The organism is Lysobacter capsici, assembly GCF_014779555.2.
GTDB lineage: Bacteria > Pseudomonadota > Gammaproteobacteria > Xanthomonadales > Xanthomonadaceae > Lysobacter > Lysobacter capsici.
Window position 1 is genome coordinate 114171 of sequence record NZ_CP094357.1, and the last position, 18858, is coordinate 133028.

Sequence of the window (18858 nt, forward strand, 5' to 3'; positions counted from 1 at the left end):
CGGTCGCGAAGCCATCGCGGCGTGGTACTGGGTTCCGCTGCCTGCGGACCGTCGGATGCGCGACCTGGTAGCGCGCATCCGGCGTCAGGCGGAACGGCCGGCCCGTCGGTCTTCTTGCGGCATGGACGCTGTTCGCCGTTACAGGCGAACAGCCACTCCCCGACGCCGCGCGTCGCACCAGGCTCGGCGCGCTTGGGTTGCGAACTTAGTTCTCCGCTTCGTCCCCAAGACGCCATCCCGCTTCGAAGGCGGTGATTTCGCATGCCCCCGGTTGGAGCATCGGACCTCGAAACAACCTCAAGTCGCCGCCGGCGTCATCGCTGGTGTCGGTGTCGAAGTGAAGTCGAAGCCGGCAGCGGCAACGGCGATAGCATTGGCACTAGCACTAGCACTAGCACTAGCACTAGCACAGGCACAGGCACAGGCACAGGCACAGGCACTGGCACTGGTATGAAGCCTGACACCCGGCGCTGTTGCTGTTCCCCCCTTTGCAAAAGGGGGGCTGGGGGGATTCGCTTTTGCTCCAGCTTCCGCTCCCCAACTCCGCGCACCCCAAGCCACAACCGCGCCACACCGCCGCCGTCATCGCCCGTCGCGCATCACCGATCGCAACGACCAACCGAACGCCCGCGCGCGATGGCTCGCCTTCCGCTCAAGCCCCGACCTGAGCCACCCAATGCTCGAGGTTGTAGTAATTGGTGACCCGCTGGATCTTGCCGTCGCGAATCTCGAAGAACGCGCCGCCGGGCAGTTCATAGCGTTGGCCGCGCGCTTGCGGCAGACCGGCGTCGGTGACCAGGTATTCGCCATGGACCACATACTCAGCGGCCGCGCGCGTCCCATCGGGCGACACCATCACCACGATGTCGCGCAACTGTTCGCGGTAATGCCGCGCCATGCGTTGCAGGAACGCCGCGAACGCCTCCACGCCGGTTTCGCGCGCGCCCTGATTGAGGTCGTGCACGACCTGCGGGCCGAGCGTGGCGAGCATGCCGTCCCAATCGGCGCGGTTGAATGCGGCGTAGTAGGACAGCACCAGTTCGGTGGCGCGGTCGTGGCTGCGGGTGCCGTCGATCTTCATGGGCTGGGTCCTGCGCGATGGGCGGGGCGGGGACATGATGGCGCATTCGGGTGATGGCGAGAATGTCGGCGGCGTTGGGTGGGTTGATGTGGGCGCGGCGCTGGCCGGCTGAAGCCGGGCGGATCTGACTTCGCGCGCATCCTGCCAAACCGTCATTCCCGCGAACGCGGGCTCTGCCTTACTTCGGCGGAGCCGAATATCCAGCGACTTCAAGCGTTCTCGCACGAAATGCCCTGGATTCCCGCGTTCGCGGGAATGACAGTCTGAGAGAATGCGTCGCCTGTTGGATTCCAAAGCAAGGGTCAGATATCGAACCATCGCCCATACCAAGCCAACCACCCATCCCAAAAGAAAAGGCCCGCACTCGGCGGGCCTTTTCCAGATCAGGCGAACCTATCCCGCCACGCCCACCGCATTACCGGCAAGCGCCCACCAGCAAACTCAGATCCGCACCATCGACCGCTGCCGCTGACGCAGCAGGCTGATCGTCAGCACCGCCGCCAGCAGCGCGGTGGTGACCACGAAGATGCCCACGCCCAGGTAACCGCCGCTGACGCCGCCGGCGACCAGCGAAGCGCGCGCCTCGTTCGGCACGAAACTCGCCGCGAGCATGCCGGTGTAGTGCATGCCGCACACCGCCACGCCCATGACCAGCGCGCTGCCGAGCATCTGGCCCCAGCCGCGCAGGTTGAAGGCCAGCCACAGCGCCACGATCGAGGCGACGATCGCGATCCCGGCCGAGGCCATCACCAGGGTGCTGTTGTAGACCGTGTCGGCCGCCATCAGCATCGCCGACATGCCGGCGTAGTGCATGCCGGTCACGCCCAGGCCCATCAGCACGCCGGCGATGATCAGCTTGCCCCAGTTGAACAAGCCGGTGCCGGCGATGGCCAGGCCGGCCATGCACGACACCACCGCGACCACCGCCGAGCCCAGCGTGATCGGCAGGTCGTAGGTCACCTCCACGTTCATCTGGCAGGCGAGCATGGCGATGAAATGCATCGCCCAGATCGCGCCGCCGCCCATCGCCAGACCGGCCGCGGCGACCGCGCGCCAGCGATGCGCCGAACTGGTCGCGTTCGGAATCGCGATCGCCAGCTGCAGGGCGGTGAACGAGCCCAGCACCGAGACGACGTAGGACAGGATGACCAGCAACGGGTCATGGATGCATTGAATGGCTGGATCGTGCGGCATGGCGAACCCCCTGGGTGGATGGGTTGAAGTGGCAATGGGCCGCAACGGCGTCGTCCCGCGCCGCGTCGGCGTCGCACGTCGGCGCATCCCGGCGTGCCTTGCGCCACGGCGATCCCTGCCATGGACGACCGGAATCGGACCGGTCAGGCTTCGAATTCGAACCGGCAGCTTTCCGCGCCGGTGTTGCGGCACTGGCTTTCGACCACGCGCACGCCGTCGGCGCCATGCTGGCCCTCGAGCAGACCGCCGAGCATGCCGCGCAGGAAGTGGCAGCACTCGCCGGTTTCGCCGCGATGGCAAAAGGGGCTGTTGCGGACCTTGAGCACGTCCTCGTGCAGTTCGGCCTGGACCAGCTGGCGCATCGCCGGCAGCGCGATGCGGCGCACCGAATCGGCCAGCGGCAGCTGTCCGCCCAGGGCGAAGTCGCGCTTGTAGACCCAGGCGCCGACGCGCTGACCGATATAACGCAAGGTCGCCTCGCGCTGGGTCGGCGGCAGCTCGCGCTCGAGCGCGACCAACTGCAGCAGGATGTTGGGGTAGTTGCGCGCCAGTTGCGGCAGCAGGGTTTCCACCCGCTGGGTATCGATCGGCGCGGCGGTGGCGGCTGCGGAGGGCGCGGCGTACGAGGCCGGCGCGGTGTTCGCGCTCGGCGCGGCGGCGGCCGGGGCATGGGTGGACGCGCCGTTGCGCGCGGCCGGAGCCGGGGTCGGCGCGGCGGCGGGCGCCGGTTCGTACGGCGAGGCTTCGAAACTCTGCACCAGATGGTGGGTGCCCAGACGTTCTTCGAGCATCAACAAGGCTTCGGCCGGGCCGCGCACGACCATGACCAGCACCACGCCTTCCTCGCTGTTGAGCATGCGCTGACGCAACAGAGTGAAACCGTTGGCGATGACCACTTGCCCGAGCGCGAGCAACAAGCCATCGCGACGATCGGACACCACGCGAAATTCGACATCCACCATGTTGCAACTCCCTGGCCTGTGCGCTGGTCCGGTCCCGACTCTTATAACGAGCCGCGCGCATGGCTAGGGACTGGCGCGCGATGGCGCAGCGTGCCAGCTGTGGTCACAAAAAACACAAACGAAGATCACAGAAAATGCCGGGTTTTCTGCGGCTTATGCGACTAAAAGCGCAGCTTCGAAAACGCGTCGCATAACAAACGCAAAGCAGCTCGCCGACCGGTCACCTCATGCGCGCGCGAACCATTGCGCGATCAGATCCAGATCGACGTTGCCGCCGGACACGATCAGACCGATGCGACGATTTGCGAATCGTTCGCGATTGGCGAGCACGACCGCGAGCGGCACCGCGCCGGACGGCTCGACCACCAGCTTCATGCGCTCCCAGATCAAGCGCATCGCCGCGATCACCTGCGGATCGTCGACCAACAGAATGTCGCGCAGATGTGAGCGAAGGATAGGAAAGGTGAGCGTGCCCAGTTCGGCGCGCAGTCCGTCGCAGATGGTGTCGGGCTTGCGGCCGGTGATGCGGCGGCCTTCGCGCAGCGAGTCGTGGGCGTCGCGCGCGCCTTCGGGTTCGGCGCCGTAGACCTCGATCGCCGGGTTGTAGCCGTGGGCGGCGATCGCCGTGCCGGACAGCAGTCCGCCGCCGCTGACCGGCGCGATCACCGCGTCCAGGGTCGGCGCGCTGGCGAGCAGCTCCAGGGTCGCGGTGCCCTGGCCGGCGATCACCCGCGGATCGTTGAACGGATGCACCAGCACGCCGCCGGTCTGCGCCAGCACCTGCGCGGTGGTCGCGTCGCGCGAGGCCTGATCGGGTTCGCAATGGACGATTTGCGCGCCGTAGGCGCGGATCGCGGCGAGCTTGACCTGCGGCGTGTTGTGCGGCGCGACCACGGTCGCGGTGGCGCCGCGCAGGCGCGCGGCCAGCGCGATCGCGCCGCCGTGGTTGCCCGAACTCTGGGTGACGATGCCGCGCGCGACGTCCTCGTCGCTCAACGAGAACACCGCATTGCTGGCGCCGCGGAACTTGAACGCGCCGCCGCGTTGCAGGTTCTCGCATTTGAAGTGCAGCTCGCAGCCGGCGAGCTCGTCGATCGCGCGCGAGCGCAGCACCGGCGTGGCGTGCGCGAGCGGCGCGATGCGCGCGGCCGCGGCGAGGATGTCGGAATAGGTCGGCGCGACCGGCTCGGCCGAGGTCGTGTGCGGGTTGGCGGAGGCGGACTCGACGCCGTGCGGAGCGGAGAGATTGTTCATGGCCCAAGCGTAGCGCAGCGACGGGCGGGCCGGGGTGCGGGGCTTGGCCGGTTGGGGCGGGTTTTGCGCAGGCCTTGGGAGGCGGGAATGGCTTGGGGACGATGAGAAACGAGTTCGGAGCAGTGAGAAACGAGTAAGGGCCGCGGTTACTCGTTTATCGCTGCTGCATGCTTGTTCTTGGGCCAAGGCGGCGGATGGGAGCTTCGGTACGAAGCGAGGGGCAGCCGACCATTGAAGGTCAGTGGTCAAGCGCCCGCTCAAATCGGGTGCGCACAGCCTCCTTCAAACAAAGCGAGAAAACCAGTGCGCACTTTTGCAATAGGGAGAACGCATTCGGGAGAGCCCAAAGAATCCGCTCTTGCTTCAAACAACGAAGCGAGCAAACCGGTGCCCACTTTGTAAAAGGGGGCAAGCGCCCGGCGTAACCTCAGGATGCGGAAAGCCACAGCGCGGGGGATTCGCTTTCGCTTTTTTGCTTTCGCTCGGCTTCAAGAGAAAAACGAATCCCTGACCACTTTATTTCAAAGGAGAACTCATTCGAAATATCGCGATGAGTCCGCTTTGCTTCAAACGAAGCGAGCAAACCGGCGCCCACTTTGTAAAAGGGGGCAAGCGCCCGGCGTAGCGTCAGGATGCGGAAAGCCACAGCGCGGGGGATTCGCTTTTGCTTTTGCTTTCGCTCGGCTTCAAGAGAAAAACGAATCCCTGGTCACCCTATTTCAAAGGAAAACTCATTCCAAATAGCGCGAAGAGTCCACTTTGCTTCAAACGAAGCGAGCAAACCGGTGCCCACTTTGCAAAAGGGGGCAAGCGCCCGGCGTAACCTCAGGATGCGGAAAGCCACAGCGCGGGGGATTCGCTTTTGCTTTGCTTTCGCTCGGCTTCAAGAGAAAACGAATCCCTGGTCACCCTATTTCAAAGGAGAACTCATTCCAAATAGCGCGAAGAGTCCAGTTTGCTTCAAACGAAGCGAGCAAACCGGTGCCCACTTTGCAAAAGGGGGCAAGCGCCCGGCGTAGCCTCAGGATGCGGAAAGCCACAGCGCGGGGGATTCGCTTTTGCTTTTGCTTTCGCTCGGCTTCAAGAGAAAAACGAATCCCTGGTCACCCTATTTCAAAGGAGAACTCATTCCAAATAGCGCGAAGAGTCCACTTTGCTTCAAACGAAGCGAGCAAACCGGTGCCCACTTTGCAAAAGGGGGCAAGCGCCCGGCGTAACCTCAGGATGCGGGAAGCCACAGCGCGGGGGATTCGCTTTTGCTTTGCTTTCGCTCGGCTTGAAGAGCAAAAGCGAATCCCCCCTGGCCCCCCTTTTCCAAAGGGGGGAACCCATCCGGTGGGAACGAAAAGGATTTGCAGCGATGCTCGCTTCGAGCCGGTTGGACGACTCAGTCCCATCACCAATGACTCATTCGTGCGCCGCTATCAACTTAGCCGTGCCGCAACCGACTCAGTCCGCCGCAGCTACCTCAGTCATGCCGCAACGCCGCGATCGGATCCAACCTAGCCGCCTGTCGCGCCGGATACACGCCGAAAGCCAGCCCGACCGCCGCGCAGAACAGCGCCGACAGCAGCACCGGAATCGGAGCCCAAGCCACCTGCCAGCCGGCGAAGGTCGCGATCAGATAGGCCAGCACGATGCCGAACACCAGCCCCAGCGCGGCGCCGGACACGCAGATCACCGTCGCCTCGCGCAGGAACTGCGCGATCACGTCGCGGCGGCGCGCGCCCAATGCGCGCAGCAGGCCGATCTCGCGGCGCCGTTCGAGCACGTTGGCCAGCATGATGTTCATGATGCCGATACCGCCGACCAGCAGGCTCACGCCTGCGATCGCGCCCATCACCACGCGAAAGATGCGCTGGGTCTTCTGATGCTGCTGGAACAACTGTTGCGGCACCACCAGGCGGAAATCGGCCATGCCGGCGTGGCGCTGGTTGAGCACGGTCGACAGCACCCGCGCGCCGGTCGCCAGTTGCGACGGATCGCGCAGCCGCAGCAGGAAGCGGTCGATCTCGTCCTCCTGCGGCTGGAACTTGAAGCGCGCCCGCGCGCTCGCCAGCGGCAGATACACGCGATTGCTTTCCAGCCCGAGCTGCACGCCTTCGAACTGGTCCTTGCTCAGGTCGCGATCGGCGAGCACGCCGATCACTTCCAGCCACACGTGATTGACCTTCAGATAGCGACCGACCGGATCGACGCCGGGAAACAGATCGGCCGCGGCCTGATGCCCGAGCACCGCGACCGCGGCCAGCGCGCGATCGTCGGCATCGGTCAGGCCGCGGCCCTTGGCGATGCGCAGCGACGACAAGGCGAAATAGTCCGGGCTCACGCCGCTGGCCTGGGCGTCGCTGCGTCCGTTGTCGCTGAACACCGAGTGGGTGCGGATCGGTTTCTCGGCGGCGTAGCGTTCCGCGCCGGGCACCACCGCCAGCGCGGCGTCGGCGTCGGCCAGGCTCAGGCCGAGGCTGCGCGCGCGGGTTTCGCGCAAGGTGTTTTCGTCTTGCGGCTTGGCCTCGGCGATCAGGTTGTTCAAGCCCAGGCTCTCGACCAGATGCAAGGCTTCGCGCCGGCTGCCTTCGCCGACCGCCTGCATCGCGACGATCGCGCCGACGCCAAAGATCAGCCCGAGCAAGGTCAGCAGGGTGCGCAGGCGCCGCCGCCACAATTCCTCGATCGCTTCGCGCCAGATCGTCGGCAACCACTGCAGCGCGCGGTTCATCGGCGCACCGCCGGGCCGGCTTGGGTGGGAGCGGGCTTGGCGTCGTCGGCCGTCGCCGGTTTGCCCGCAGCCGCGTCCTCGCCCGGTTCGCTCGGCGTGGTGATCGCGGCGACCACGCCGGGCTCGGCCAACAGCACTTCATCGCCCGCGCGCAGGCCCGACAGCACCTGCGAGCGCGCCGGTCCGCGCACGCCCAGTTCGATCGGGCGGCGCAGGAAATCGGCGCCGTTGCGCACCCGCACGTACTCCTTGCCGTTGTCGCTGTCGATCGCCACGTTGGCCACGCTCAGCGCCGGCGCGTCGAACAAGATCACCCGCGCCTGCAGACGCTGGCCCGGGACCAGCTTGTAGCGCGCGATCGCCTCGGCCGGAATGCGCGCCTTCATCGTCAGATACTTCACCGGGCTTTCCTGGCTGCGCACCTTGGCCGCGCTGGCCACCCACGACAGCTTGCTGACGATCTTCTGCTCGGGCCGGCCGACCGGGAACATCTCCACCGCATTGCCGACCTGGATGCCCTGCGCCTCGATCTGCGGCAGGCTCAGTTCCAGTTCCATCGCCGACGCGTCGGGCAGGCTGCCGTAATCGAAGCCGGCGCGCAGGGTCGCGCCGACGTTGGGTTTGTCGCCGGACCAATTGGTCGACAGCATCAGCACGCCGTCGTTGGGCGCGCGCAGTTCCAGCGCGTCCAGATCGGACTGGCGCGCCTTGGCGGTGATGTCGAAGGTCGCGCGCTGCGCGTCGAGCACGCCGAGTTCGGCTTGGCCGCGCACCCCGGCCTGGCCGCGCTGCCATTGCAGGGTGTCGCGTTTCTCGCTGAGGAAGCGCTTGTCCTGGACCGCGTCGAGCACTTCGTTGCGCGCCATCGTGCTCAGGTCGGCGGTGGCGTAGCGCTCGGCGATGCCCAGTTGCACCGCGACCTGGGCCAGGTCGACCGCGACCTTGCTCTGTGCGGTTTCCAGTTCGCCCTGCTTGGCCGCGCGCGCCAGTTCGTTGCGCTGCAGGTCGATCAGGGTCTGGGCCAGTTCCTGCTTGCCCTGTTCGGCGGAGAAGCGCGCGATCAGATCGCCTTTCTTGACCGCGCTGCCCTCGGGCAGCATCCATTCGACCTGGCGCGCGGCCCAGTTGCGTCCGGGCACGTTGAGCGGGGTCGACTTGGCCGATTTGAGTTCGCCTTCGCCGCGCACGCTCAGATTCAGCGGCGCGCTGGCGACGGTTTCGGTCGCCGCCGGCGCGACTTCGCCGCCGCAGGCGATCAGCATCGCCGGCAGGCACAGCAACGCGCCGTAACGCAGGGTGTTTCGACAAGTCATTGCGAACCGCATCGGTTTCATCGCGCCGCCTTCCGTGCCGCCGCGCCGGCGGCCGCCGGCGGCTGGATCTCGACCCGCACCGCCTGCCCGGGCCGCAGCGGCGCGCGCGGGTCGTCGAGCTGCACGTCCAGATCCAGCACCGGCACCGGCTGCACCTGCGATTTGCTGCGGATCGCGCGGCCGATCGAGGCGATCTTGCCGCTCAGCACGCTGCCGGCGCCGCCTTCGACCACGATCCGCACCGGCACTCCGACCGCGACCCGCTGCAGATCGCGCTCGGCCAGTTCGGCGCGCACCGCGAGCGTGCTCATGTCGGGAATCTCCGCGACCGTCTGGCCGACCCAGACCTGCGAGCCGACATCGTATTTTTCGCCTTCGAAATTGCTTCGATGCATCATCAAGCCGTCGCGCGGCGCGATCACGTTCAAGGCCGCGAGCGAACGCTGCAGGCGATCGACATCGGCCTGCAACTGGCCCAGCTCGGAGCTGAGCAGGCGCCGTTCCTGGCGCCGCTGCTCGGCCGACAACACTTCGCGTTTGCGCGCCAGCGCCATCTTGCGTTCCATCTGGGTGCGCTTGACCAGCAGCTTGCGGTACTCGATGCCGGCGATCAGCTCGACCGGCTGCTGGGTCTTGCGCTGGGCTTTTTCCAGCTCGGCCTGGGCCTCGGCGGTGGCCAGGCGTTCGCTGCGTTCGCGTTCGGCCAGTTCCAGGTCGAGCTTGCCCAGCTCGCTTTGTTTTTCCTTGAGCTGGCTGCGTTTTTCGGTGAGCTGCTTGATCACGTCGTTGCTGTCGAAGCGGATCACCGGCTGGCCTTTCTTGACCGGGGTGCCGTCGGTGGCCAGTTCGGTGATGTTGAACTGCCACATGCGTTCGACGCTCGGCGGCATCAGCGGCGAACTGCGCCGCGCGTACACCTCGCCGTCGACGCGCAGCGGCGCGGCCGCGAACGCCGGCGCGGTCGCGAGCAACACTAGCAAGCACCACGCGCGGCTCATCGTTGCGCTCCGCTGCGCGCCGTCGCGCCCGTCGCGGCGGCGGCCGGCGCCGGCGGCGTGGCCGCGGTCACCCGCACGCTCATGCCCGGCAGCAGGCGCAGCCCGTGCGCGGCCGGCAGATCGATGTCGACGCTGAAGTAACGGCCTTCGCCCCATTCGGATTTGCGGTCGGGCGCGCCGGCGATGTTGCGGATGCGGCCCTGCACGCGTTGCTTCGGCAGGGCATCGAAACTCAGCTGCACGTTCTGGCCCACGCGCAGGCCGCGGCGGTCGGGTTCCAGCGCCCAGGCGCGCACTTCCATGCGGCCGCCGTCGACCACCACCGCGCCGGCCTGGCTGCCGGGCATGGTCGAACTGCCTTCGTCGATGCGCCCGCCGATCCAGTTGTTGTTGAAGCCGTGGACGACGATGCCGTCCTGCTGCGCGCGCACCTCGGACTGGCGCAGCAACACGCGGTAGTAATCGCGCTGCACTTCCAGCTTGCCGACTTCCAGCTCGCCGTCGCGCTTGCGCCGGGCGACCGCGGCGCGCGCGGCGTCGAGCTGTTCGCGCTTGAGCTTGCTTTCGCGCTGGGTCTTGTCGAGTTCGCCCTGGTGGCGGTCGTAATCCAGCGCCGAGATCAGCGCGCGCGGAATCGCCGCTTCGATCCTGGCCGTGGCCAAGGCCGCATCGGCCTCGGCGAGCGCGACCTCGGCGTCGACCTCCTTGACCTCCAGCTCGGCCAGTTCCTTGGCGGCCTTGGCGTGGGCCTGCTCGATCTTGGCTTCCAGGTCAGGTATCTGGGTGCCGGCCTGGCCCGGGTCGATCCGCAGCACCACGTCGCCGGCCTTGACCGGCTGGCCTTCGGGCACGAAATAGCGGATCGCGACCGGCGCGCTGTTGGATTGCGGCGTATAGATGGTCTGGCCGCCGACCGAACGCACTTCGCCGGTCAGCACCACCGCCGCGGCCGGCAGCGCCGCCATCGCCAGTGCGAACATCGCAAGCCGCATCGCGAGCACCTCAGGCCGCCGAATCATGATCGACCTTGCCGTCGTGCAGGCGCACCTCGCGCGGCGCGCGCGCGGCGAGGTCGCGGTCGTGGGTCACCAGCACCACGGTCTGGCCGCCGGCATGCACTTCCTGGATCAGGTCGAGCACGTCGCCGGCGCTTTTCGAATCCAGGTTGCCGGTGGGTTCGTCGGCCAGCAACAACGCCGGCTGCAACAGCAGGGCGCGCGCGATCGCCGCGCGCTGCTGCTGGCCGCCCGACAACTCGCTGGGCCGGTGGTTGCTGCGTTCGCCCAGGCCGACCCGCTGCAGCAACGCCAGCGCGCGATCGTGGGTGCCCGGCGGCGGCTCGCGGTGAAAGCGCAGCGGCAGCAGCACGTTCTCCAGCAGGCTCAGCCGCGGCAGCAGATGGAAGCTTTGGAACACGAAGCCGATGCGGCGGTTGCGGATGTCGCTGGCGGCCTCGTCGTCCATCGCCGCGACGTCGCGGCCTTCGATCAGATAGCGGCCGCGGGTGGGCCGGTCCAGGCAACCGAGGATGTTGAGCAGACTGGATTTGCCCGAGCCCGAGGCGCCGGTGATGGCGACGAATTCGCCGCTGGCGATCTTCAGGTCCACCCCGGCCAATGCATTCACCGCCTGTCCATTCATCTCATAGCGACGATGGACCGCATCCAGTTCGATCATCGACAACAGCCACAGGTGATAGGGAATATCCGGCGGAGCGGCGCGTGCGGACCGCTGCGTTCCTCATGCAATCGACCCGGCGCTGACGCCAAGGTTCCCGCCGCGGCCCCGCCGCGGGCCGGTGAGGCGAGCCGGTGCATGGGTCGTGCCGAGCGCGGACCGTTCCATGGCCGGGTGCCGCCGTTCGTGGGCTAGCTTACCTCGCAGCCGGCGCGGTCAACGCGCCGCTGTCCCTGCGATGGATGTCATGCACGAGGCGTTTTGTGAGCCCGTACCGCTATTGCGGTTTGCGCGACCGCTAGCTTATGCACAGGGTCATGGAAGATTTCAGCGCCAAATACCTACTTTCGGTGCACGTAGCCATACGGATGGCTGCCTGTCGGGTTTCGCGCATAGGATGTTCCACGGTCGAACCGCCGCTTCAGGGCCGGACCCGACACGCTCGCGGCCGCGGTATTCGCGGCCGCACACCACAAGGCGCGGTCGTATCGACGCCCACCACAGGGGAATATTCCATGCTCCGCAAACTCTCGGTATGTCTGCTGATCGTTCTGCTCACCGGCTGCATGCCGCCGCCGCGCTTTATGCCCGACGAGCTGAGCCAGGCGCCTCACGCGCACGCGACGGCGAACAGCGCCAAGTCCTGAACCGTATAGGCTCCGGCTGGCTGAGTTAAGCCCGAGTTCAACGCATCAGGCAGAAGCTGAATCCCTACTCGGGGGGTCTGCCCATGATCCGCAAATTGATGATTCCACTGGTCGCGGCCAGCCTGTTGGCGGGCTGCGTTTCCGACTATTCGCTGCGTGGCGGCGGTGGTTCGTATTACTACGGCCGCCCCAGCGTCGACTACAACTATTACGGCGGTTACGGCGGCTATTACGGCCCCGGTTACGGCTATCCGTATGGCGAGGCCTATCGCTACCGCGGCTACGGCTATCCGGGCTATTACGGCGGCGGCTATTACGGTGGCTATCCGTATGGCTACTACCCGCGCCCGTACTATCCGAACCGACCGGGCCGTCCGCACAACCCGTCGCGGCCGCCTAACCCGCCGCGTCAGGACGGCGGCGTGCCGTGGCGCGACACGCATCGGGTCAACGGCGGCACCTGGGCGCCGAACAACCCGGTTCAACAGCAGCCGCAGCCGCGTGCCTACTCGACCCCACAACCGCGCAGCTTCTCGCAGCCGCAGATGCAGCCGCGTATGCCAACCGCTCCGGCGGCCCGTCGCGATGGCGGCCGGGCGTGGAAGGACGTCGAGCGCTGAACCGTCTGCCCGGCATCTGGTCGAACGCCGCCCCGGTTCGGGCGGCGTCAGCCTGAACCGTTTCTAGCCGGTCGTCCGACCGGTGGTCGGCTGTGCCGAAAGTGGAACGGGGCGCACTTGCGTTCACGCCGAAGTGACAGCAATCTACCGCTACTGACCGCTTGCGTCGCATTTGGACGTTTTCGGTAAGCACAGGCTTCTATGTCGGCGCCTGGCGAGGAATCACGGATCCCCCCTGTTCCGTCCTTGTCAGGCGTCGGCGCCCATTCCCTCGGCGACGAGGCACGGCGAAAAAACGCGCGCATCGACGCGCGTTTTTTCGTTTCCGGTCAATGGCTTGGTGATTTGCCCGAGCGGCCGCGCCAGCTCGGACGCCTGAGCCGCACAGGGCCTGATGGCCGCACGGCCCGCCCAAACGCCAGGCAATAAAAAGGGGCCGAATGTCCCCCGACATTCGGCCCCCCGGCTTCCCCCGCGAGCGCTTGGCCAGCCCCTGTTCCAATTCCAGCCGGCGTCTAGCGCCTGCCCCGCAAGGTGCATGAGTAGCTACGCATGATCCGTGCCAACCGATGAGGCCGGGAATCGGGAAAGGGGAATCGGGAATGGGCAAAGCGCGGCGCCGTGAGACCATATGTCTGCGGGAGCCGCGGCTTTACGCTGTTGATTCCCGATTCCCGATTCCCGATTCCCAGCACCCAAGCCATGAACGACTCCTTCTATCGCTACGACGTCATCGTGATCGGCGGCGGCCATGCCGGCACCGAGGCCGCGCTGGCGTCGGCGCGGGCGGGCGCGCGCACCTTGCTGCTGACCCATTCGGTCGAGACCGTCGGCGCGATGAGCTGCAACCCGGCCATCGGCGGCATCGGCAAGGGCCATCTGGTCAAGGAGATCGACGCGCTCGGCGGGATCATGGCGCGCGCGGCCGATGCCGCCGGCATCCAGTGGCGCCGGCTCAACGCCAGCAAGGGGCCGGCGGTGCGGGCGACCCGCTGCCAGGCCGATCGCGGCCTGTACCGAAGCTTCATCCGCCGCGCGGTCGAAGCGCAGCCGGGCCTGACCCTGTTCCAGGCCGCGGTCGACGACATCGTGTTCGACGCCGGCCGGGTGAGCGGCGTGCTGACCCAGACCGGCCTGCGTTTTCACGCGCCGGCCGTGGTGCTGACCGCCGGCACCTTCCTGGCCGGCAAGGTCCACGTCGGCCAGACCACTTACGCCGCCGGCCGCGCCGGCGACCCGCCCGCGACCGCGCTGGCCGCGCGCCTGCGCGAAGGCCCGTTCGTGGTCGACCGGCTCAAGACCGGCACCCCGCCGCGCATCGACGGGCGCAGCCTGGATTACTCGGCGATGGAGGAGCAGCCCGGCGATGATCCGCGTCCGGTCATGTCCTTCCTGGGCACCCAGGCCGACCATCCGCGTCAGGTCTCGTGCTGGATCACCCATACCTCCGAGCACACCCACGAGATCATCCGCGGCGCGCTGGACCGCTCGCCGTTGTACACCGGCCAGATCGAAGGCATCGGCCCGCGCTACTGCCCCTCGATCGAGGACAAGGTGGTGCGCTTCGCCGAGAAGGCCAGCCACCAGATATTCGTCGAGCCCGAGGGCCTGGACGTGGCCGAGATCTACCCGAACGGGATCTCGACCTCGCTGCCGTTCGACGTGCAGCTCGATCTGGTGCGCAGCATCCGCGGCTTCGAGAATGCGCACATCACCCGCGCCGGCTATGCGATCGAGTACGACTTCTTCGACCCGCGCGGGCTCAAGAGCACGCTCGAGACCAAGGCCGTCGCCGGCCTGTTCTTCGCCGGCCAGATCAACGGCACCACCGGCTACGAGGAAGCCGCGGCGCAGGGCCTGCTGGCCGGCGTCAACGCGGCGCGGTTCGTGCGCGGCAACGAGGGCTGGAGCCCGCGCCGCGACGAGGCCTACCTGGGCGTGCTGGTCGACGACCTGATTACCCACGGTACGCTCGAGCCGTACCGCATGTTCACCTCGCGCGCCGAGTACCGGCTGCAGCTGCGCGAAGACAACGCCGATCTGCGCCTGAGTCCGACCGGCCACGAGCTGGGCTTGGTCGACGAGGCGCGCTGGTCGGCGTTCGAGCGCAAGCGCGAAGCGATCGAGCGCGAAAGCGCGCGCCTGGCTGGCGTGTGGGCGGCGCCGAACAATGCGCTGGGCCGCGAGATCGCGCAGACCCTGGGCATCGAGGTCAGCCGCGAATGCAGCGCGCGCGATCTGCTCAAGCGACCCGAGCTGGACTACGCCAAGTTGATGCAGGTGCCGAGCCTCGGCCCGGCGGTGGATGCGGCCGAAGTGGCCGAGCAGGTCGAGATCGGGGTCAAGTACGCCGGTTATCTCGATCGCCAGCGCGAAGAGATCGAGCGACAGCAGCGCAACGAAAGCACCGCGATCGCCGAGGATTTCGATTACGCCGCCGTGCGCGGCCTGTCGCTGGAAGTGCAGCAGAAGCTCGAGCGCGTGCGGCCGCAGACCGTAGGCCAGGCGCAGCGCATTCCCGGCATGACCCCGGCGGCGATCTCGCTGCTGCTGGTGCATCTCACGCGCGCGCGGCGTTCGCGGGTGGCGTGAGCGCGGAGCGCGCGCGGTGCCGCGATTGCGACTGTAGGAGCGGCGCGAGCCGCGACCGCGACATCACCGTTACGACGGAACTCGCGGCGCAGTTGTATTGGCGCGGTCGCGGCTTGCGCCGCTCCTACAGGGTTTGCCGTGAAATCGCAGCGCGTTTGCAAGCGGGCGGCTGTGACGCCACACCGCGCTTGCAATGACCTCAGTACACCTTGCGTTCGCTCTTCGCCGGCGGCGACCACTGATACAACCAAGTCTCGCTGAGCGCGCCGCTGGCGTCCTTGAGGAACAGCCGCAGATCGATCTGTTCGGTCGAATCGCCCGGCGGCACCGCGTCGAACATCACCCGGTAGCCGTCGATCTCGTGCAGCGGCCGGCACGACACGGTTTCCAGTTTTCCGCCGCCGCCGATCTGCAGCACCGGTTCGACCGTGGCGTCGCGCCTGGCCAACGCGGCCAGCGGGCCGCCGGCGAAATCCACCGCGAAGCGCCAGGAAAAATAATCGCGCTTGAAGCCGATGCGCCCGCCCAGGCCGGTGCGGGTGGCGACGCAATGCGCGAGCTTGGGCACCGCGGGCGGCTGCGCGCCCCAGTACAGCCGATAGCCGTACAGCAGTTCCTGCCCGGCCTGCGGTTTGTCGCGCGGGTTCCAGAACGCGACGATGTTGTCGAAGGTTTCGTCCAGGGTCGGGATCTCGACCAACTGCACCGAGCCCGCGCCCCAACCTTGCTTGGGTTCGACCCAGAGGCACGGGCGCTTGTCGTAGAACACGCCGTCGTCCTGGTAATGATCGAAATTGCGGTCGCGCTGCAGCAAGCCGAAGCCGCGCGGGTTGTCGTCGCTGAACATGTTGAAGCGCAGGTGCTCGGGATTGCACAGCGGACGCCAGATCCATTCGCCGCTGCCGCTCCACATCGCCAGGCCGTCGGTGTCGTGGATCTCCGGGCGCCAGTCCCAGTCCATGCGGCGGTCGTTCTCGCCGGTCTGGTACATGCTGGTGCACGGGCCCAGGCCGAGGCGCTCGATGGTCTTGCGCGGGTACAAGGCGCAGTCGATGTCCATCAGCAGCACCTCGCCGGGCGTGATCGCGAAGCGGTAGGCGCCGGCGATGCTGGGCGAGTCGAGCAGGCCGTACACGACCACGGTGTTGGATTGCGGCGACGGGCGTTCGAGCCAGTAGGCGACGAAATCCGGGAACTCCTCGGCGTGGCCGGTGCCGGTGTCGATCGCCAGACCGCGCGCGGACTGGCCGTACTGGCCCTCCACGCCGACCGCGCGGAAATAACTGGCGCCCAGGAACGCGGCGAAATCGCGCTCGGGGTCCTGACGGGTATTGAGGCGGAACCCGGCGAAGCCCAGATCGGCCGGCAGCGGCTTGCCGTCCAGGCCGCTGCGCTTGCGGTCGAACATGCCCGGGTCGTAGGCGATTTCGCGCGCCTGGCCGGCGTCGACTTCGTACATGCGCACCGGCGATTTGAAGAACAGGCCCAGGTGGAAGAACTGGGCGAGGAACTTGCCGTCGCCGCCGCCCCACAGGGCGTGATCTCGATTGAAGCGGATCGACTGGTACTGGTCCCAGTTCATCGCCGCGACCGGCGCCGGCAAGGTGCTGCTGCGCGGCGCGTAGGCGCGTTGGGCGAGCGCGCGGGCCTGGCCCTTGAGCGCGGCGAAGTCGAACGGCTGGGCCGGCCCGAGCTGGGTCGCGGCGGGGCCGGTCAGGGCCAGCGCGGGCAGGGGCAGGCCGAACGAGGCCAAGGCCGCGGCCGCGGATTTGAGGAACTCGCGTCGGATCATGGGGCAGGCGACGGGGTAGCGATGGGGGTTGAGCATGCTAGCCAATCGCGGCGCGGCGTTGGTTAGGGGTTTGTCTAGGTGGGGGAGTGGGTCGCGGTTGCGGGCGTGCGGCCCTCATCCGCCCTGCGGGCACCTTCTCCCGCAGGCGGGAGAAGGGAGCGAAGCATCGCTTGCGTCTCAGGTGGCGTCGCCTCCTGGACTCCCTCTCCCGCTTGCGGGAGAGGGCCGGGGTGAGGGCACGCGCAAGCGCGGTGCTGGCGACGACGACCGCCAAAAAACCACCCACCCACGAAGCCTCTTAGAATATCGCCATGCTTCGAATCACCGACCTCCGCCTGCCGCTGGATCATTCCGAGCGCGCACTCACCGATGCCGTGCTCGCGCGCCTGCGCATCGACGCCGCCGACCTGACCGGTTTCACCGTCGCCAAGCGCAGCTACGACGCGCGCAAGCGCGGCGGCATCGTGCTGATCTATTCGCTGGACGTGGATACGCCGCGCGAGGCCGAGCTCCTCGCGCGCGAACAGGCCGGCGTGGAACCTGCTCCGGCGAAGAAACGCGACAAAGGCCCGGCCGACACCAGCAAGGTGCTGCGCACGCCCGATACCGAATACAAATTCGTCGCGCGCGCGCCGGCCGCGTTGCCGCTGCGGCCGATCGTGATCGGGATGGGCCCGTGCGGCCTGTTCGTCGGTCTGGTCCTGGCGCAGATGGGCTTTCGCCCGATCATCCTCGAACGCGGCAAGGCGGTGCGCGAACGCACCGTCGACACCTTCGGCCTGTGGCGCAAGCGCGTGCTCAATCCCGAATCGAACGTGCAGTTCGGCGAAGGCGGCGCGGGCACGTTTTCCGACGGCAAGCTCTACAGCCAGATCAGCGACAAGCAGCACCACGGCCGCAAGGTGCTGACCGAATTCGTGAAAGCCGGCGCGCCGGAGGAAATCCTCTACGTCAGCAAGCCGCACATCGGCACGTTCCGGCTGGTGTCGATGGTCGAGAACATGCGCGCGACGATCGAGTCGCTCGGCGGCGAAATCCGCTTCTCGCAGCGGGTCGAGGACGTGCTGATCGAAGACGGCAAGGTGCGCGGGGTAAGCCTGGCCGACGGCCAGCAACTGCGCGCCGATCATGTGGTGTTCGCGATCGGCCACAGCGCGCGCGACACCTTCGCGATGCTGCACCAGCGCGGCGTGTTCATGGAGGCGAAACCGTTCTCGATCGGCTTTCGCATCGAACACCCGCAGTCGCTGATCGACGCCGCGCGCTTCGGGCCGCAGGCCGGGCATCCGATCCTCGGCGCGGCCGACTACAAGCTGGTGCATCACTGTCGCAACGGCCGCTCGGTGTACAGCTTCTGCATGTGCCCGGGCGGCACCGTGGTCGCCGCGGCGAGCGAGCCCGGCCGCGTGGTCACCAACGGCATGAGTCAGTACTCGCGCAACGAACGCAACGCCAATGCAGCGATCGTGGTCGGGATCACGCCGGATGACTACAAGGCTTACGACGACAGCGGCTCGCCGCTGGCCGGCGTGGCCTTGCAGCGGCATTGGGAAGCGCAGGCGTTCGCGCTCGGCGGCGGCGAATACGAAGCGCCGGGCCAGACCGTCGGCGATTTCCTCGCCGGCCGCGCCTCGACCGCGCTCGGCGCGGTGCAGCCGTCGTATACGCCGGGCGTGCGATTGAGCGATCTGAGCGCGTCGCTGCCCGACTACGCGATCGCCGCGATCCGCGAAGCGCTGCCCGCGTTCGACAAACAGATCAAGGGCTTCGCCCTGCCCGACGCGATGCTGACCGGGGTGGAGACGCGCACGTCCTCGCCGGTGCGCATCACCCGCGGCGCCGACGGCCACAGCCTCAACACCCGCGGCCTGTTCCCGGCCGGCGAGGGCGCCGGTTACGCCGGCGGCATTCTGTCGGCGGCGGTGGACGGGATCCGCACCGCCGAGGCGGTGGCGTTGAGCATCCTCGGCGACGCGGCTCGCGCGGCCTGAGCCGCCACGCGGCCTGAT

Annotated in this window: 15 protein-coding genes; 4 read left to right on the top strand and 11 right to left on the bottom strand. The window is 67.5% G+C overall.

All coding sequences use genetic code 11. The annotated features are described in order from the left end of the window. Positions 1-652: 652 nt before the first annotated feature. From IEQ11_RS00495 to IEQ11_RS00540, 10 genes are all read right to left on the bottom strand, one after another. Positions 653-1081 (bottom strand): ketosteroid isomerase-related protein, encoded by a 429-nt coding sequence (locus tag IEQ11_RS00495; protein ID WP_036103481.1) that lies wholly within the window; start codon positions 1079-1081, stop codon positions 653-655. A gap of 441 nt (positions 1082-1522) precedes the next feature. Continuing rightward, positions 1523-2275, bottom strand: a complete 753-nt coding sequence (locus IEQ11_RS00500) for an MHYT domain-containing protein (RefSeq protein WP_046658613.1) — start codon at positions 2273-2275, stop codon at positions 1523-1525. Positions 2276-2418: 143 nt separating this feature from the next. Then, positions 2419-3237, bottom strand: coding sequence for a V4R domain-containing protein (locus IEQ11_RS00505; protein WP_191822292.1), 819 nt, complete (start codon positions 3235-3237; stop codon positions 2419-2421). A gap of 225 nt (positions 3238-3462) precedes the next feature. Further along, positions 3463-4491, bottom strand: a complete 1029-nt coding sequence (locus IEQ11_RS00510) for a pyridoxal-phosphate dependent enzyme (RefSeq protein ID WP_191822291.1) — start codon at positions 4489-4491, stop codon at positions 3463-3465. 427 nt (positions 4492-4918) lie between these two features. Further along, positions 4919-5137, bottom strand: a complete 219-nt coding sequence (locus IEQ11_RS00515; RefSeq protein WP_247024679.1) for a hypothetical protein — start codon at positions 5135-5137, stop codon at positions 4919-4921. A gap of 822 nt (positions 5138-5959) precedes the next feature. Beyond that, positions 5960-7210, bottom strand: a complete 1251-nt coding sequence (locus tag IEQ11_RS00520; protein WP_191822289.1) for an ABC transporter permease — start codon at positions 7208-7210, stop codon at positions 5960-5962. Beyond that, positions 7207-8523: an efflux RND transporter periplasmic adaptor subunit gene (locus IEQ11_RS00525; RefSeq protein ID WP_191822288.1), complete on the bottom strand. Its 1317-nt coding sequence runs from the start codon at positions 8521-8523 to the stop codon at positions 7207-7209. The genes IEQ11_RS00520 and IEQ11_RS00525 overlap by 4 nt, the downstream gene beginning before the upstream one ends. A 17-nt stretch (positions 8524-8540) precedes the next feature. Continuing rightward, positions 8541-9521, bottom strand: a complete 981-nt coding sequence (locus IEQ11_RS00530) for an HlyD family secretion protein (RefSeq protein WP_191822287.1) — start codon at positions 9519-9521, stop codon at positions 8541-8543. After that, positions 9518-10540 carry an HlyD family secretion protein gene (locus IEQ11_RS00535; RefSeq protein WP_082723637.1) on the bottom strand — a complete coding sequence of 341 codons (1023 nt, stop codon included), beginning with the start codon at positions 10538-10540 and terminating at the stop codon, positions 9518-9520. Before IEQ11_RS00535 ends, IEQ11_RS00530 begins: the two co-directional genes overlap by 4 nt. Beyond that, complete coding sequence (locus tag IEQ11_RS00540; RefSeq protein ID WP_046658616.1) at positions 10524-11198, bottom strand: ABC transporter ATP-binding protein; 675 nt, start codon at positions 11196-11198, stop codon at positions 10524-10526. Before IEQ11_RS00540 ends, IEQ11_RS00535 begins: the two co-directional genes overlap by 17 nt. 515 nt (positions 11199-11713) lie before the next feature. On the opposite strand from IEQ11_RS00540, the gene IEQ11_RS25840 reads away from it, so the two are divergent. The 3 genes from IEQ11_RS25840 to mnmG all read left to right on the top strand — a co-directional run bounded on the left by IEQ11_RS25840 (position 11714) and on the right by mnmG (position 15057). Further along, entirely contained in the window at positions 11714-11845 is a 132-nt protein-coding gene (locus IEQ11_RS25840; RefSeq protein WP_269769272.1) for a hypothetical protein, read from the top strand. An 83-nt stretch (positions 11846-11928) separates the two neighbouring features. Next, positions 11929-12465 carry a hypothetical protein gene (locus IEQ11_RS00545; RefSeq protein ID WP_228464740.1) on the top strand — a complete coding sequence of 179 codons (537 nt, stop codon included), beginning with the start codon at positions 11929-11931 and terminating at the stop codon, positions 12463-12465. Positions 12466-13167: 702 nt separating this feature from the next. After that, a complete protein-coding gene (mnmG, locus tag IEQ11_RS00550) occupies positions 13168-15057 on the top strand; it encodes a tRNA uridine-5-carboxymethylaminomethyl(34) synthesis enzyme MnmG (protein ID WP_191822286.1) in 1890 nt (629 codons plus the stop codon). A 199-nt stretch (positions 15058-15256) separates the two neighbouring features. On the opposite strand, the gene IEQ11_RS00555 is transcribed toward mnmG, so the two are convergent. Continuing rightward, positions 15257-16849 carry an OpgD/OpgG family glucan biosynthesis protein gene (locus IEQ11_RS00555; RefSeq protein WP_191822310.1) on the bottom strand — a complete coding sequence of 531 codons (1593 nt, stop codon included), beginning with the start codon at positions 16847-16849 and terminating at the stop codon, positions 15257-15259. Between the two features lie 311 nt (positions 16850-17160). On the opposite strand from IEQ11_RS00555, the gene IEQ11_RS00560 reads away from it, so the two are divergent. Beyond that, positions 17161-18840: an NAD(P)/FAD-dependent oxidoreductase gene (locus tag IEQ11_RS00560; protein ID WP_191822285.1), complete on the top strand. Its 1680-nt coding sequence runs from the start codon at positions 17161-17163 to the stop codon at positions 18838-18840. Positions 18841-18858: the final 18 nt, after the last annotated feature.

Bases quoted from the DNA above. Each gene is read 5' to 3' on its own strand.
- IEQ11_RS00495 (WP_036103481.1), bottom strand. From the start codon at position 1,081: ATGAAGATCGACGGCACCCGCAGCCACGACCGCGCCACCGAACTGGTG.
- IEQ11_RS00500 (WP_046658613.1), bottom strand. From the start codon at position 2,275: ATGCCGCACGATCCAGCCATTCAATGCATCCATGACCCGTTGCTGGTC.
- IEQ11_RS00505 (WP_191822292.1), bottom strand. From the start codon at position 3,237: ATGGTGGATGTCGAATTTCGCGTGGTGTCCGATCGTCGCGATGGCTTG.
- IEQ11_RS00510 (WP_191822291.1), bottom strand. From the start codon at position 4,491: ATGAACAATCTCTCCGCTCCGCACGGCGTCGAGTCCGCCTCCGCCAAC.
- IEQ11_RS00520 (WP_191822289.1), bottom strand. From the start codon at position 7,210: ATGAACCGCGCGCTGCAGTGGTTGCCGACGATCTGGCGCGAAGCGATC.
- IEQ11_RS00525 (WP_191822288.1), bottom strand. From the start codon at position 8,523: ATGACTTGTCGAAACACCCTGCGTTACGGCGCGTTGCTGTGCCTGCCG.
- IEQ11_RS00530 (WP_191822287.1), bottom strand. From the start codon at position 9,521: ATGAGCCGCGCGTGGTGCTTGCTAGTGTTGCTCGCGACCGCGCCGGCG.
- IEQ11_RS00535 (WP_082723637.1), bottom strand. From the start codon at position 10,540: ATGATTCGGCGGCCTGAGGTGCTCGCGATGCGGCTTGCGATGTTCGCA.
- IEQ11_RS00540 (WP_046658616.1), bottom strand. From the start codon at position 11,198: ATGATCGAACTGGATGCGGTCCATCGTCGCTATGAGATGAATGGACAG.
- IEQ11_RS25840 (WP_269769272.1), top strand. From the start codon at position 11,714: ATGCTCCGCAAACTCTCGGTATGTCTGCTGATCGTTCTGCTCACCGGC.
- IEQ11_RS00545 (WP_228464740.1), top strand. From the start codon at position 11,929: ATGATCCGCAAATTGATGATTCCACTGGTCGCGGCCAGCCTGTTGGCG.
- mnmG (WP_191822286.1), top strand. From the start codon at position 13,168: ATGAACGACTCCTTCTATCGCTACGACGTCATCGTGATCGGCGGCGGC.
- IEQ11_RS00555 (WP_191822310.1), bottom strand. From the start codon at position 16,849: ATGATCCGACGCGAGTTCCTCAAATCCGCGGCCGCGGCCTTGGCCTCG.
- IEQ11_RS00560 (WP_191822285.1), top strand. From the start codon at position 17,161: ATGCTTCGAATCACCGACCTCCGCCTGCCGCTGGATCATTCCGAGCGC.